This window comes from Nocardia cyriacigeorgica (assembly GCF_010858045.1).
GTDB classification, from domain to species: domain Bacteria; phylum Actinomycetota; class Actinomycetes; order Mycobacteriales; family Mycobacteriaceae; genus Nocardia; species Nocardia cyriacigeorgica_E.
Map to the genome: position 1 here is coordinate 1 of NZ_JAAGVC010000178.1, position 353 is coordinate 353.

The following is a 353-nucleotide window of genomic DNA, read 5'->3' on the forward strand; positions in this document are numbered from 1 at the left end:
TCGCTGACCTCGGTGGGGATCTGGAAGGAGCGGGTGCCGCGGGGTGGCAGCTGCTGTTCGCCGATATCGGTGATCTTCGTCTCGGCCGGTGCGTCGATGCGGAACCTGATCCGCACCGCGACCGGTAGATCGTTGCGGGCGACCAGCAGCAACGGGCTCTGCTCGGAGGCCAATGTGTACACCCCGCCGGGCGGCAGCACGGTGACCGAGCGGAACATGTTGTCGAGCGCGACCGTGGTCTGTTCCAGCCGACGTTGGGCGAAGGTATCGGCCAACGCGGTCTCACCGCGGCGATCGGACAGGCTCAGCGTGCGCACCAGATCGTCACGCAGCGGGGTGAGGAACTCCTGTGG

Annotated in this window: 1 pseudogene; it reads right to left on the minus strand. The window is 67.1% G+C overall.

Going from position 1 to position 353, the window contains the following annotated elements:
• Window positions 1-353: pseudogene (locus GV790_RS29250) on the minus strand (hypothetical protein); the annotation flags it as partial.